General features: G+C 47.3%; 12 protein-coding genes. 9 read left to right on the forward strand and 3 right to left on the reverse strand.

All coding sequences use genetic code 11. From position 1 onward, the window contains the following. Nucleotides 1-35 precede the first annotated feature (35 nt). The 7 genes from J7623_RS16020 (at nt 36) to J7623_RS16050 (ending at nt 10526) form a co-directional block, all read left to right on the forward strand. Nucleotides 36-2354: a PSD1 and planctomycete cytochrome C domain-containing protein gene (locus J7623_RS16020; protein ID WP_291922086.1), complete on the forward strand. Its 2319-nt coding sequence runs from the start codon at nt 36-38 to the stop codon at nt 2352-2354. Nucleotides 2355-2384: 30 nt separating this feature from the next. Further along, nucleotides 2385-3836, forward strand: a complete 1452-nt coding sequence (locus tag J7623_RS16025; protein WP_291922089.1) for a DUF1501 domain-containing protein — start codon at nt 2385-2387, stop codon at nt 3834-3836. 14 nt (nt 3837-3850) lie between these two features. After that, nucleotides 3851-4876, forward strand: coding sequence for a 6-bladed beta-propeller (locus tag J7623_RS16030; protein WP_291922090.1), 1026 nt, complete (start codon nt 3851-3853; stop codon nt 4874-4876). Then, nucleotides 4876-7047: an FN3 associated domain-containing protein gene (locus J7623_RS16035; RefSeq protein WP_291922092.1), complete on the forward strand. Its 2172-nt coding sequence runs from the start codon at nt 4876-4878 to the stop codon at nt 7045-7047. The genes J7623_RS16030 and J7623_RS16035 overlap by 1 nt, the downstream gene beginning before the upstream one ends. Nucleotides 7048-7088: 41 nt before the next feature. After that, nucleotides 7089-8501 carry a PLP-dependent aminotransferase family protein gene (locus tag J7623_RS16040; protein ID WP_291922095.1) on the forward strand — a complete coding sequence of 471 codons (1413 nt, stop codon included), beginning with the start codon at nt 7089-7091 and terminating at the stop codon, nt 8499-8501. Nucleotides 8502-8587: 86 nt separating this feature from the next. Next, nucleotides 8588-9046: a hypothetical protein gene (locus J7623_RS16045; protein WP_291922097.1), complete on the forward strand. Its 459-nt coding sequence runs from the start codon at nt 8588-8590 to the stop codon at nt 9044-9046. A 61-nt stretch (nt 9047-9107) separates the two neighbouring features. Next, nucleotides 9108-10526: a GDSL-type esterase/lipase family protein gene (locus J7623_RS16050; RefSeq protein ID WP_291922100.1), complete on the forward strand. Its 1419-nt coding sequence runs from the start codon at nt 9108-9110 to the stop codon at nt 10524-10526. On the opposite strand, the gene J7623_RS16055 is transcribed toward J7623_RS16050, so the two are convergent. After that, complete coding sequence (locus tag J7623_RS16055) at nt 10527-11090, reverse strand: hypothetical protein (RefSeq protein WP_291922103.1); 564 nt, start codon at nt 11088-11090, stop codon at nt 10527-10529. It abuts the gene before it with no gap. 102 nt (nt 11091-11192) lie between these two features. Here J7623_RS16055 and J7623_RS16060 point away from each other — a divergent pair, with 102 nt between their 5' ends. Next, nucleotides 11193-11846 (forward strand): DUF2306 domain-containing protein, encoded by a 654-nt coding sequence (locus tag J7623_RS16060; protein WP_291922106.1) that lies wholly within the window; start codon nt 11193-11195, stop codon nt 11844-11846. A 294-nt stretch (nt 11847-12140) separates the two neighbouring features. On the opposite strand, the gene J7623_RS16065 is transcribed toward J7623_RS16060, so the two are convergent. Both J7623_RS16065 and J7623_RS16070 read right to left on the reverse strand, forming a co-directional pair. Next, entirely contained in the window at nt 12141-12362 is a 222-nt protein-coding gene (locus tag J7623_RS16065; protein WP_291922110.1) for a hypothetical protein, read from the reverse strand. Between the two features lie 4 nt (nt 12363-12366). Further along, complete coding sequence (locus tag J7623_RS16070; RefSeq protein ID WP_291922113.1) at nt 12367-13476, reverse strand: glycoside hydrolase family protein; 1110 nt, start codon at nt 13474-13476, stop codon at nt 12367-12369. 119 nt (nt 13477-13595) lie between these two features. Between J7623_RS16070 and J7623_RS16075 the strand changes: the two genes are divergently transcribed. Next, a complete protein-coding gene (locus J7623_RS16075) occupies nt 13596-14780 on the forward strand; it encodes a hypothetical protein (protein WP_291922115.1) in 1185 nt (394 codons plus the stop codon). The last annotated feature ends 47 nt before the right edge of the window (nt 14781-14827 follow it).

Genomic DNA, 14827 nt, shown 5'->3' on the forward strand with positions numbered 1-14827 from the left:
AACAAGTGCGCCTGGCGTACTTAACAAAATGAGTTATGTTCCAACGTTATGTTACACTTACGGTCGGCTTCCTGGCGGCGTTAGCAGCCTGCAATAGTGGTGGCTCTCCCGATAAGCAGGAAGAAAAGCTACCGGAAATAGTTGATTACAATTTTAATATTCGTCCCATTTTATCGGATAAATGTTACGCTTGCCACGGCCCTGATGCCAACAAGCGGGAAGCAGGATTGCGCCTGGATATTGCCGACAGCGCCTATAAAGCATTGAGAGAAACACCGGGCGCACATGCACTGGTACCGGGCAATCCCATGGCCTCTGCAGTATACCAGCGGATCAGCACCAAAGATACTTCAATGCGCATGCCACCGCCTTCCTCCAATATGTCGCTCACCAGTTATGAAATCAAACTGATTGAGAAATGGATTAAGCAGGGCGCTCAATACAAACCGCACTGGGCATTTGTGGCGCCGGTATCACCTGCCTTACCAAAAGTAAATGACGAGAAATGGCCACGCAATGAAATAGACCGCTTTGTATTGGCACATATGGAAACAAAAGGGCTGGAACCCAACCCGGTAGCGGATCACGAAAGACTCCTGAAACGTCTTTGCCTGGACCTCACCGGCCTTCCGCCTTCCCGGGAACGGATGGATCGTTTCGCCAAAGATACCAGCGCACAAGGTTACGAGCGCATGGTAGACGAATTGCTGGCAGACACCGCCTATGGCGAAAAAATGGCCATTCACTGGATGGACGTTGCCCGCTATGCCGACTCACACGGCTACCAGGACGATAACTACCGTACCATGTGGCCCTGGCGGGATTGGGTGATTCATGCATTCAACGAAAACCTGTCTTACAAAGACTTTATTACCTGGCAACTGGCAGGGGATATGATGCCCAACGCTACCCGCGAACAACTGCTGGCATCCGGTTATAACCGCAATCATAAAATCACGGAAGAGGGCGGGGTAATTGATGAAGAATACCGCATTGAATATGTATCCGACCGTACCAATGCCTTCGGTAAAAGCCTCCTGGGTATTACCATTGAATGCGCACACTGCCACGATCACAAATACGATCCGTTTTCACAAAAAGAATATTACGAGCTGTTTGCCTTCTTTAATAATGTAAAAGAAGTAGGACTTCAATCAACTGTAGGCGGCCCCGAAACATATGCTAAAACACCGTACATGGAGATCACCAAAGAAGATCTCAAAGGCGTACTGCACTTCATCAACAAGCAGGACACCAATCGACTCATTGTATCGGTGATGGGAGAAAGAGATACGACGCGAAAAACGTATATCCTTGGCCGTGGTAACTACGACAACCCTACGCTGGAAGTTACTCCGGAAACGCCGCGCTCCGTATTACCCTTTGATACCCGGCAATACCCGGCTAACCGCCTGGGTTTGGCAGCCTGGTTGTTTGACAAACGCAACCCGCTCACCGCAAGGGTTTTCGTGAATCAGCAATGGCAGGAAATTTTCGGCAGGGGGATTGTTAAAAGCACAGGCGACTTTGGTATGCAGGGAGATCTGCCCACCAATCCGCAGTTGCTCGACTGGCTTGCCACCGACTTTATGCAACATGGCTGGAATATTAAACGGCTCATGAAACAAATGGTGATGTCGGCTACTTACCGGCAGTCGGCGGTAGCTTCCAAAGAAAAACTGAAAGCAGACCCGGAAAATATTTACCTCTCCCGCGGTCCGCGTTTCCGCTTACCAGCTGAGCTGGTGCGCGACCTGGTGTTACAAAGCAGTGGTTTGTTGGTACATACTGTTGGAGGCCCCAGTGTAAAGCCTTATCAGCCGAAAGGATTATGGGAAATGGCTACTTCCGGCCGTGGCATCCTCGCTACGTACAAACAGGACCATGGCGAAAGCCTGTACCGCCGCGGGTTATACACTTTTATCAAACGTACCGTACCGCCGCCTTCCATGATGATTTTCGACGCCAGCAACAGGGATCAGTGTGAAGTGAAACGCAGCAATACCAATACACCGCTGCAGGCACTGATCATGCTGAATGATCCTACCGTGCTGGAAGCCTCCAGGGTATTGGCTTCGCGGCTGCTCCAACAAAATAACAACCCGGCGAAAAATATAGAGCAGGCTTTCCGGTTGATTGTTTGCCGCACGCCGCAACAACAGGAAGTCGCCATTTTGCAGAAGTATTACGATCAACAGCAGCAACTGTACAAACAGCAACCTGCCAACGCGATTAAACTATTGCACAACGGGGAATACCCCATGGCTACTAACCTCGACAATGCGCAGTGGGCTGCCATGATGCAGGTAATCACCACTATTTATAACCTGGAAGAAACGCTTTCAAAAACATAACCGGGCTGTCACCCTTTCAACTATAGGAAGATGAAAAACGAATTTATAGAGCATCACCTGAATATGAATCGCCGCAAGTTCTTGTCGCGACTAAGCCTGGGCGTAGGTAGCCTGGCGTTGGGATCTTTACTGATACCGGATATTTTTGGGAAAGGCGGCGCAGAAGAAGCCCCGTTTATTCCAGGTGTGCCACACTTTGCACCGAAAGCAAAAAGAATTATTTACCTGTTCCAGAATGGAGCGCCATCGCAGTTGGAGAGCTTTGATTATAAACCGAAGCTGCGTGAAATGATGGGGCAGGAGTTGCCACCATCTATCCGCATGGGACAACGCCTGACGGGTATGACGTCGGGTCAGTCGTCGTTTCCGCTGGTAGGTTCACACTACGACTTCAAACAGTACGGTGATTCGAGGGCCTGGATCAGTGACCTGTTTCCGCATACCGCGAAAATTGTGGATGACATCTGTATTGTAAGATCGATGTTCACGGAGGCGATTAACCATGATCCGGCCTTGACGTTTTTCCAGACGGGTGCACAGCAGGGAAACCGTGCCAGCTTTGGGTCCTGGATGAGTTATGGATTGGGTAGCGAAAATAAAAACCTGCCGGCATTTTGTGTGTTGCTGTCGAGAGGAAAAGGCAATGGGCAGGGGGTGTATTCCAAGCTCTGGTCCAATGGATTTTTAGATAGTATTCACCAGGGCGTACAGTTTAGCAGCGGCGAGAGCCCGGTGCTTTACCTCAACAACCCGGAAGGTATTGATATGGCCAATCGCCGGCAGATGCTGGACCAGTTGTCGGCTTTGAATGATCAGTCGCTGAAAGAATTTGGCGACCCGGAAATTGCCACCAAGATACAGCAGTATGAAATGGCGTATCGTATGCAAACGGCGGTACCGGAGTTAACAGATCTCTCAAAAGAGTCTGATGATATTATTAAGATGTATGGACCGGAATGCCTGGTGCCAGGCACTTTCGCGGCTAACTGCCTGTTGGCCAGGAAGCTGTCCGAAAGTGGGGTACGCTTTATTCAGTTGTACCACCAGGGCTGGGATCAGCATGGCAACCTGCCGAATGAAATGGCGGGACAGGCGAAAGATGTAGATCGTGCTTCCGCAGCACTGATTACCGATCTGAAACAACGGGGTTTGCTGGATGAAACGCTGGTGATATGGGGTGGTGAATTTGGCCGTACCAATTATTGCCAGGGTAAAATGACGGCGGACAATTACGGCCGTGATCACCATCCCCGCTGCTTCTCCATCTGGATGGCCGGTGGTGGCGTAAAGCCAGGTGTATACGGAGAAACAGATGAATTTGGGTATAACATCATCAAAGATCCGGTGCATGTACATGATTTTCATGCCACCGTTTTACACCTGATGGGACTGGATCACGAAAAATTAACTTTTAAACACCAGGGTCGCCGTTACCGGCTTACTGACGTTGCCGGTAAAGTAATACCGGGATTGATGGCCTGATAAAATATATAACCATGGAAAGAAGAAAATTCATACAAGCGTCGGCGTTAGTAACAGCCTCCTTTTACATTTCCCGGGATCTTTTTGCGAAGCCTAAAGGTCCGGTATATGGCCACAATGGTATGCGCTATGCCCTGGATACGAAATGGGGTACACTGGACAGCAGCCGCTACCCGGTGAAAGATTGCCATGAAATGGTGCAGGACAAGAAAGGACGGATCATCCTGCTGACCAATGAAACGAAAAACAATATTCTCGTTTACAATAAATCCGGTAAACTGTTGGAGAACTGGGGCCATGAGTTCCCCGGTGCACATGGTTTAACGCTCAGTAATGAGAATGGTACGGAGTTTTTGTTTATCACCGATACCGAAAAACACCAGGTATATAAAACTACCATGGATGGAAAAATCATTATGACGATCGACTATCCCGCAGAAACCGGAAAGTATACGAAGAAAGAAGAGTTTGTGCCTACAGAAACCACGGTAGCCGCTAACGGTGATTTTTATATTGCAGATGGATATGGTGCGCAATATGTGATGCACTATGACCGCAATGGAAAGCTGTTGGATATCTGGGGAGGAAGAGGTCAGGGAGATGAACACCTCGATAATGCCCACGGTATCGCCGTAGATCATCGCCAGGGCACGCCTACGCTTATTGTTACCGATAGAACGCGCAATTGTTTTAAACGTTTCAGTATGGACGGAAAGCTGCTGGAAGTGATTGCCCTGCCAGGCGCCTGCGTTTGCCGCCCGGTGATCAAGGGAGATCATCTCTATGCGGCAGTATTACGCTCTCCCAATATGGATAAGGAAGCGAGTGGTTTTGTGACGGTCCTGGATAAGAACAATAAAGTAGTATCCAATATTGGCGGTACTGCGCCGGTATATACCAATGGCCAGTTGCAGCCGATGCAGCAGGCCGAAAAAATATTTGTACATCCTCATGACGTGTGTGTGGACAATGACGAAAATTTATATGTGGCACAGTGGGCTTCAGGAAAAGTGTATCCATATAAACTCAGGAGGGTATAATGATATTAAAACAGCGCTTCCGTTGGCAGGCGGCAGGTAGTAACCTATTGTTTGCCGCAAATATTTTTATTCTCTTTTTACTCGTTTTCAGCAGCCAGGTAGTATTGCCGCCCTGGTTGCAGGTATTGGGACGTATGCATCCCTTACTGTTACACTTTCCAATAGTGCTGCTGCTCGTAGCGGCTATATTAACGTTTATCCGTTTACGTGAGCCAGCGGCCGAAGCCTGGAAGCAACAGTTCACTGCTGCTTTATTACTGACAGGTGCGCTGAGTGCAGTCGTTACCGTTATCATGGGCCTCTTTCTTTCCAAAGAGGAAGGTTACAATGGCAGCGGTATCCTGCAATGGCACAAATGGAGCGGCGTAGGTATTTGCTGGGTGGCATCCGCATTGTATTGGCTGGGACAGTCTGCCACACCGCGTTTGCGGCTGCAGCAGGCAGGAGTGGTTATCACCGTATTGCTGTTGGTGATTACAGGCCATTTGGGAGCCGATATCACCCACGGTGAGAACTTTGTAATGGCGCCGGTGACACCTGCCGGTAAAAAGGGCGCAGTGCCCTTTGATCAGGCGTTGGTATATGAGCACCTGGTGAAGCCCATACTGGAAGAAAAATGTATGAATTGCCATAACGCAGGTAAAGCAAAAGGGGAATTGGCCATGGACCTGCCGCAGCAGTTGTTGAAAGGAGGAAAGAGTGGTAAGCTGTTCGTGGCTGGCAAGCCGGAAGTGAGCCTGTTGCTGGAAAGGTTACATATGCCACTCGATGCAAAGAAGCATATGCCACCCGCGGGCAAGCCGCAGTTAACAGACGAAGAAGTGGCGTTGCTGTATTACTGGGTAAAAGGTGGGGCCGACTTCAAAGCCAAAGTAGCGGCATTGCCGGCGCATGACAGTTTACGTTTGCTGGCAGCCACTATGTTACAGCCGGAAGAGAAAAAAGAGCCGGTACATGATTTTTCTGCAGCAGATGAAAAGCTGGTGGAAAAACTCAATAACAACTATCGGGTTATTTATCCCATTGCCTTACACGCAGCGCCGCTGGTGGTGAACTGTTATAACAAAGATCAGTTCAATAGCAAAGCCATTGAAGAACTGCTGCCGTTAAAAAAGCAGATCATTGAAATGCACCTGCAGAAAATGCCGGTACAGGATGCGGATTTGAAAACCATTTCGCAGTTTCAACAATTGAGAACACTGAACCTGAGCTTTACGAACCTGAAGGGGAAAACGCTGGACGCACTGGCGTCGCTGCCTCACCTCGAGAGTTTGTCTTTGTCTGGTACACCAGTAACGATGGCGGAACTACAGGCATTGAAAAAAGCACCGGCCCTGAAAGAACTGTACCTGTGGAATACCGCGCTGACCGCGGCAGACCTGCAACAGGTCCAGAGCGCTTTCAAACAGGTAGCGGTGATCAAAGGCTTTATGGATGAAGGGAATCTGTTGAAGTTGAACCAGCCGCAGTTGATGAACACGGCCATGATTTTCAGGGATCATATACAGCTGTTGCTGAAACATCCGATCAGGGGCGCGGAAATACGCTATACTACAGATGGTTCAGCACCGGATAGCACGCAGTCGCCGGTATTTAAAGACAGCCTGCTAATAGACAAAAACACCACTATCCGGGCCATTGCCTGTAAAAAAGGCTGGTATGCCAGTGAACCTGTAACGTATAGTTTTTATAAATCTTCGTATATCCCTGACAGTATTCTCCTGGTTACCCAACCGCATAGTTCTTATCCGGGCATCGGGCCGAAAACACTGATTGATCTTCAGAAAGGGGGCGTTGAGCATGGTAATGGTAAATGGTTAGGCTATAATGGAAAACCAATGGAGGTGGTGATGCTGTTTAAAAAGCCCGTTCCGGTGCAGCAGGTGGCTGTGGGCAGTTTAAGCAACGTGGGCGCTTATATTTTCCCGCCTGCTAAAATAGAAGTATGGGGAGGAGTGGATGCGCAACACCTGAAACTCCTGAAAAGGGTAATGCCTGTTGCCGGCAAGAAAGACGATCCTGTAACAGCGTTGGATATAGATTGCAGTTTCCCGCTAACAAGTTTATCTTGTATAAAAGTGATCATGACGCCTATTCCAAAGCTTCCTGACTGGCATCCGGGTAAGGGAAATCCGGGTTGGGTCTTTGCAGATGAAATACGCTTTAATTAGCTGTGTAATTCGCCTACCTTTGAGTGGTAAGGGAGTACCAGATGAAACAGCATAAGTATGAAGAAATAGCCGCCGATATAGTCCGTAACATTGAGGGCGGGCAATACCTGCCGGGGCATAAGTTACCATCTGTAAGGGCGTTGAAAGAGCGTTACCAAACCAGTTTAAGCACTATACAAAGTGCATACGATGATCTGTTATTAAATGGATGGGTGGAGAGTGTGCCCCGGTCGGGTTATTTTGTAAGTGCCCGGCCGGTGCCGGTGGAGGATAAAGGTGAAATAAAAGTAATCCGGGACCCGGTATTCCATGCTAACCTGGCAGTGATCACCTCTGAAAACCTTCAACGCAGCGCGTTATCGGAATTCAATGTGGCGGCTCCCGGCGATCTGTTGTTACCCCAGCAGTTATTATTGAAAACCATGCAACAGGTGATCCGGGAAAAGGGCGCCGCGTTGTTGAAATATTATCCTCCCAATGGCTCGGCTGCATTAAGAGCCGCTATCACCAAACGTGCCGCGCATTATCATACCCGTTTACAAGCCAGTGAATTATTGATTACAGATGGTGCTTTGCAGGCGATATACATCGCGCTGGCGGCCGTATGTGAGCCGGGGGATGTAATTGCCATTGAAAGCCCCTGCATATTCTCCGTGCTGGAAGTGATCCGTGTATTACGTTTAAACGTGGTGGAAATTCCGGTGCGTCCCCGTACCGGCTTTGATATCGCCGCCTTGCAGCAGGCTTGTAGGTTGCATACTTTTAAAGCCATTGTAGTAACGCCTAACTTTCATAATCCTACCGGCGCATTGATGACAGACGAGCAAAAACGTTTGCTGTTACAGGTGGCGCAAACCAACGGCATCGCGCTGATCGAAAATGATATTTACGGTGAGTTGTACTTTGATGGAAAGCGGCCTTCCACGATTCGTTCTTTTGATGACAGTGGCTGGGTAATGACCTGTTCTTCTTTTGCCAAGTCGCTGGCGCCGGGCATCCGGCTGGGATGGTTGTCGGCCGGGCGTTTTTTCCGCCAGGCAGAGCAGATCCGTTTTGCGATCGGCAGCGCGGTATCGCCGGTGTACCAGGAAACGATGTTGAAGATCCTGGAGAGCAGTGCGTATGAAAAGCATCTCCGGGTATTCCGCCGGCAGTTGCAGGCGCAATGTAACCAGAGCATTAAGTTGATAAAAGCCCATTTCCCGGCGGATACGGTTTTATCCCGTCCGCAGGGTGGTTATCATTTATGGGTGCAGATGCCGCTGCAGCAGGATATGAAGGCTTTTTACCGGTATTGTGCGCAAATCGGCGTGAAATTTACTCCCGGATCAGCCTTTTCTTTCCGGCCCATTTTTGAGCATTCTTTCCGGCTGGTGTTTGCGGATAAGTATACTGCCGCTAAAGAAGCGGTACTTCGTAAGATAGGTACCTACGCATCTACTCATCAGAAATAATCTGTACCGCCTGGATTTCTGTTGACTGTATCTTCCCGGATGGCAGCTTGCTGCTACTTTCGTAGCTCAAGTTTAACTGCTGGAATATGCATACACAAGTGATTACAAAGTTTGCAGTGGCATCAGACAAGATGCTGGATGAATTGTTATACCTGCTTCGTACCTGGATGTCGGAGCATCCTGAAGTAGTACCCGCCGGCACTTATACGAGAAAGATACTGGTGAATACGATGAACAGCTTCTCCAGCCAGTGGCTGATAGTATATGCAGGAGATGAGCCGGCGGGATTTGCTTTTCTGACAGATGGAGGGGAACGTCCGGCCATATTCGATCATAAACGGGTTGTTCAGTTGGCAGCCTTCGGGGTACTGGAGGCCTATGCCGGTGGTGCGGCAGAAACATCCTTGCTGGAGAAGTGTATGACGATCTATAAGGGCCGGGATGCTATATGGACCCTGCCTGCGGCGGCAAACAGGGCTTTCCTGGAAAGTGGCGGATTTGTGCAACACGCGGCAACTCCTTACTGGGTAAAGGAGCAACTATAACGGATATACGTGGATTATTTTATATCTTAAGGAGATATTCGTCCACGTATAATTGAAGCATATGACTTTCCGGTACCTCGCATTGTTATGTATTTTATGTTATCATTTATCAGTGGCTGCGAAGCCGGTTAAAATTGCCTGCCTGGGTGCCAGCATCTGTGCCGGTGCCCGCCTGGCAGATCCGGCAACACAGTCGTATCCTGCTCAGCTGGAACTTATGCTGGGAAAAGATTATCGCGTAACAAACTACGGAGTGAGCGGTGCAACATTGTTGAAGAAAGGAGATCATTCGTATTGGGATACGCCAGAGTATAAAGCAGCCCTGGCGAGTGAGCCGGATATTGTATTGATAGATTTGGGAGGCAATGATAGTAAGCTGGTGAACCGGGTACACCTGGATGAGTATAAGCAGAACTATCAGGACATGATTCGTGCATTCGAATCTTTACCTAAACATCCCCGTATTTTGTTGTTACTTCCTATTGTGTCGTTTATGCAGGATACTACCCAGATTTGGGATCCGGTGATTGCTCAACGTATTTTGCCAATGGTACGACAGGTCGCTTTTGATGAATACCTGGAGGTAGTAAATCTAAATTCGTTGTTTATAGGAAAACCTGCGCTGTTGCCGGATGGTATCCATCCCGGTCTGGAAGGGACTAACATGATTGCCAAAACATTGTATGAAGTGATTCATACCCGGCTGGCGCCAGGTTTGGGGTTGCTGAACAAGCTGCCTTACGGGCGTACCATCAGTTCGTTTTATGGTTATCATTGCGCTGATTTTAAATTTAAAGGGCGGGACTGTAAAGTGGTGGCGCCGGCACGGGAAGTAGCCGGCCGCCCCTGGATTTGGCGGGCCCGCTTCTGGGGGCATGAACCACAAACAGATATTGCCTTGCTGGAAAGAGGTTTCCACGTGGTGTATTGTGATGCGTCGGAATTATTTGGTAATGAAGAAGCCATTCAACTATGGAATGATTTCTATGCGATGCTGCATGGCGAAGGATTGGCGAAGAAGGCGGTGATGGAAGGGATGAGCCGGGGCGGTATCTACGTGTATAACTGGGCTGCGGCAAACCCGGATAAGGTGGCTGCTGTGTATGTAGATAATCCTGTGCTGGACCTTACGAGCTGGCCGGGCATACAGTATAAAAAGCAATCCGCCAGCCGTGGGGAGTGGGAAGTATTTAAGAAAGATTATCAATTGACGTCTGACTCAGCTGCGCTGGCGTTTCAAGGTAGTCCATTGTATAAAGTCGATGAGATTGTAAAAGGTAAATATCCCATGTTGCATGTGTTGGCAGATGAGGACCGGGATGTAATCCCGGCGGAAAATACGCTTCCTTTTGAAGCCAAAGTACGTGCAGCCGGTGGCGATATAACGGTGATGCATAAACCGGGTTTTGCACATCATCCGCATAGCTTCCCGGATCCTACGCCTATCGTGGATTTCATCTTAAAAGCCTTGCACCGGTAGTTATTTTAGCAACCATTCCAGTTTATACATTTGATGAAAGCTGTCATAGTTCATCAGTTCCGCATCCCGTTTAAACTGTGCGTCTACCTGGTCAGCCAGTGTGGGGTGATCCCGGAACGCCTGTTTTACATTCCAGGCAGTTAATGCCTGGAGTTGGCCATTGGCCGCGGAGAAATAGTATTTGAACTGATCAGCAGGTCCTTCTTTAGGGGAGGCCGGTATCTTCCTTTTATATAACAACAACTGTGGATTGTTATTCAGTACCTGGTAGCTGTGGTTGCCTATTACCCTATATACTTCCCCGTTAGTAAGCCGGTAGGCGAAGATGTTGCTTTTATTCAGTTGAAGGATGCTGTCTTTATAGCGAATAGTGACATAGCTTTTAGGCGCCAGCGTATATAGCTTAATGCTGGCATTCGCGCTATTGTCGTGATAACGAAGTTGATTATTGAGGTAATCATTCAGACTGGAATAGATACCTGTTATTTTCTTCTGTGCTGGGAGTTGTATGCTAATACTCATCATCAGCAGGCACAAACCTGCTATGCTTTTAAATCTTTTCATAACCAACCGGAGATTGTTTTAGCTACTGCAATTTTACAAAAACAATTGTTTATATACCCCTGTTTTTAGAAAAATGGTATTTTGAAAGAAAAATCCGGATACTTGAAAATTATAGGCCAGGTACTTCTTTCCTTTATTGTTTACCTGTTATTATGTGCAGCTACTTTTTTAATGTTGAGAACCATTATGGGGTATGCTTCATTCCGGGATGATGTAGGGTTTCTGTTATTGAAGCAGGATTACCTGGATAATAAAGTTTGGAAGGCTGCTTTTTACATACATGTATTCTCGGCTATAGTGGCATTGCTGGCGGGATTTACACAGTTTTCCGGGCAGGTATTACAAGAGCGTCGGCAGTTGCACCGCGTGGCGGGCCGGGTATATGCCTGGAATATTATGCTGATCAATTTTCCTGCAGGTTTAATTATGGCGGTTTATGCCAATGGTTTATTGCCGTCTAAGATTGCTTTTGTGATATTAGATTGTTTATGGTGCTGGTTTACCTGGCAGGGTGTTGCAGCCGCCAAAAGAGGCGATATCCCTGCACACCGGCGTTTTATGATCCGCAGCTATGCACTAACACTTTCTGCGATTACGCTCAGAACCTGGAAGGAAATATTATCGCATAGTTTTGATATTGATCCGCTGACCTTATACATGATTGATGCGTGGCTGGGGTTTGTGCCCAATTTACTATTGGCGGAAGGATGGATTTATCTTACTTCCAGGGCTAATAAGCGACTTACATCCTTGTAGGCAGACGGAGAAATGTTTGCTGCCGGTTGCGGATTAAAACAGGTAGTTATCTTTCAAAATGAATCTTTGTAAGTACAAGAAACCATAATGCCGCCATGATAAGCGCCGCTGCCGCTAAAAAAGCGAGTACCGTAATCGCCATCGCCAATGTGTCGTTTATGTCGGAGAGTAGCGGATGTATTTTTTTAGCAATTAAAACGGCTACTCATATAGCAATGATAAGTGACAAAGGTGCCAATACAATTATTCCCATTATTTTTCGTTTAGTGCTACTTCATAGCATCTTACAAAAAATTATGCTCTTTCTAGTGCAAGCTGTCGTTCGGTTATATATATCAAAATACCCAGGATGATGGCTATACAGAGAATGAAAGTAATGAAGGCAGCTGCAATGGCTGTCTTTCTGCCTTTGGGCTCAAATGCGCGGTACATTTTCCGGGAAAGGAAATAGCACACTCCAAAGATGGCGAGGATGACAGCCAGGATGAGAAAAGTAGCGATAATATTTTGTGTCATAGGTTTATTTTAGGTTGATAACCATATTCCAGGTTTTATCTACTTCATACGGTCTTGGGCCGGAGCCGGTAGCTGCAAACAGGTGCGTAGGTTTGCCGTTTTCAAATAAGAGAAACGGTCGTTCAAAATTTGCCTGGTGTGTAGTAGTACCATCATTCCATTTCACGATACGGGAATAGGCTTTTACGGGGCTGGATAGTTTCCAGTCGACACCATTTTTAGAAGTAGCATGAATGCCGCCGCCTTCTTCTCCGCAAATATGCCCGAAGCGGTCTTTCATGATGAGTTCATATTGTTTGCCGGACCACCATACAAAAGGGTCTTCTACATCATTGTCCATGTTTTCCTTGCTGTGAAAGGAAAAAACGGGTTTGTCAGACAGTCTTTCATACGCCGCATCATAACGTTTTGCGCCTGCGGCGCCCAGTAGTAGTGGAGGCGATTGGTCTTTGGAAGAAGACTTGTACATCAGGTATACGCTGCCATCGGGTTTAATGACCGGTGATGGATTAGAGGTAATAGAAGCGTCCCATTTGCCGGGGCGGGGTGATATTGCCGGGTGATCCATGCGTTTCCAGGGACCGAAAACGGAATCGGCTACGGCCAGGCCTACACGCTTGTGCATCCAGGCGCGCTGAGCGCGTCCATCGGCCCATACATCTTCGCGGTTATCGGGTACTTTGAAATCGTAAGAGGTGCCCATGTAGTAGAGCAGGTATTTATTTTTATATTTTACGATCCTTGGATTGTGTGTTACCAGCCCGTCGAAGTAATCCTTTCCGCGCGGCGCCAGCACTACTTCTGCGAAGGTGTAAGGCCCTTCCGGTGTGGGCGACGTGGCTCTCACGATTTGTGAATTAGTCACCCAGTTACCGAAGCCCAGGTCTTTCGACCAGCGGGACGCGAACATATGATATTGCCCGTCTTCTCCTTTTACAACAGACGGATCCCATACCCAGTAATCATCCATTTTGAAACCGCCGCCTACGGGTGCGGTGAGCAGCTTATCTGCAAAGGAAGTATCGGTGGTGCCGGCCAGTAATTTATTGGCGCCAAGGAGAGACGGAAGAATGATGCCTGTGGTGACCTGCTGAATAAAAGTACTTCTTTTCATATGTTCAACGTGTTACAATCGACTATAGGTTTACGTAGAATAGTGCAACATACAAAAAAATGAGGGGATAGGAAATACTGGGTTTTTTCAGGAAATTTACAGAAACCGATAAATTCCGCATGACCTTAGAAGCATTGAAAGAAGAACTATTAGCAAGATGGCTAACCGCATATGATGAAATAAACACATTGGAAAATTATCAAGACCAGACTGTTAGTTGGGTGTATGCAGATCGTTTCATGTTTGACTTATCAACTTATACTAAAGAGGGATTTCCTCCCGGAAAAGGGCTGCTAAATGAACCTCCATCAGAAGGGGAGTATTTTACCTGGGGGTTAGATGCGGTAGGAAGACCTTGTTATTATAACGGAAGAAATATCTGGAAAGGTTTTTTTACTTATTCCGATGGGCTGGTTGAGTATGTGGATTACGATATTGATGCTGCTATTCCTAATCGTATTGTGAGGATTGTCTACCAGGATGGTCGGAAAGTGAGTTATCAAAGATTTAGTATTAATGGAGGAACATGGCGTGTTAAGAATCCTGGCAACACTAAAGAAGATAAGTTGAGGCGCCTGATGAAGGATTCATCAGCAGTAATTTGTTCAGTGGAGCAGTACCATTATGAAGGTGATCACATTGCGTATGCAGATTGTCTATTTACTTACGGGAAAGAAAAGCATTATAGTACTAACACCTACACTTATACAACCACAGGAGATTTATATAATATAACGCGTATTGATCCTAATGGCTCACGCAGATGTTTATACGCGCAGCCTATTACAGATATTACATTGGAAGAATTGCAGGAAGAAGTGGCGCATCGAATGGCAGCGGATGTCGTGAATACGTTGGTCGCCTATGACGTAGATGTACCATTGGCAGTGTTAGAAATAGGTTATCGTGTCATTGCTAATTATATGCCTATGTTGAGAGTGGTATCGCAGGCCAACTGGAGAGCATATGTGCAGGAAAACGGAGAAGAAGAATTATTTGCTTTGTTGGTAATAGGAGGCGATTCGGACTATATTGAATTAATTCCTCAGAAAAGTGATCATCTGTTTACAGCTTTTACTACAGATTTGAAAGCCCAGGATATTTATGAACCGGCAGAGGCCATGATCAGGAGAGTAGGTCAATTATTAACAGCCGGACTTGTGGCAGCTAAGCTACCTGTCACAGAAGATTTCATTGCTTTTGCTGCAGACTGGAGTATGGCGGATGATTTAGCAGAGGTATTAAAGGATGGCGGTATGCCTGAAAAACAAGTAGCCAACTGGCGAGAAAGAGGGATTATTTAAATTATGTTCTCTCCTCACTGCATCCTTTCTTTCCTTCGGATTAATTT

Source organism: Chitinophaga sp., assembly GCF_017745275.1.
GTDB lineage: Bacteria > Bacteroidota > Bacteroidia > Chitinophagales > Chitinophagaceae > Chitinophaga.